1 protein-coding gene is annotated in these 506 nt (G+C 39.7%); it reads right to left on the bottom strand.

Features of this window, described 5'->3' with window-relative positions:
- A partial coding sequence (locus tag ACFQRI_RS27110; protein ID WP_465269740.1) for a hypothetical protein occupies positions 1 to 408 on the bottom strand: 408 nt, incomplete at its 3' end.
- Positions 409 to 506: the final 98 nt, after the last annotated feature.

Genomic DNA, 506 nt, shown 5'->3' with positions numbered 1-506 from the left:
TGGCTCTATCTGAACGCGCTCTCCACTGCTTAATGACATTCCTTTCCCGATTAAAAAATCTGTCAGATCGGATGTGGTCGGCCCGAAAACAGTTCTGGCAAAACCAATGGTGTCGCCTTCAACAAACAAAAAAGATGGGAATCCCAATGATTCGTCATCTGCGAGGCTGTTCTTAATATCTTCAACTGAAGCTTTAGAGCGATTTATCTTCTGAACCAGACTCTTGTCATTTGTTTTGGTAAAGAGAAAAGTTTTTCCATCGATTTTATGAATATACAAATAATTGGAGCCAACCTGCAGGTGATGATTATCAGCCAGCAGAGAATTAAGGAAAACAGACAGGTTTATTGAGCGCTTATCTTTCCCTTTATTTTTGCTGCGGTAAGTCGCATAAAAACCATTCTTCATAATTCAATCCATTTACTATGTTATGTTCTGAGGGGAGTGAAAATTCCCCTAATTCGATGAAGATTCTTGCTCAATTGTTATCAGCTATGCGCCGACCA

This window comes from Saccharopolyspora griseoalba, assembly GCF_042665275.1.
In the GTDB taxonomy this organism is placed as follows: domain Bacteria; phylum Actinomycetota; class Actinomycetes; order Mycobacteriales; family Pseudonocardiaceae; genus Saccharopolyspora; species Saccharopolyspora griseoalba.
Note: the sequence above shows the minus strand (reverse complement) of the source record. Positions and strands in the feature narration are given on the sequence as shown.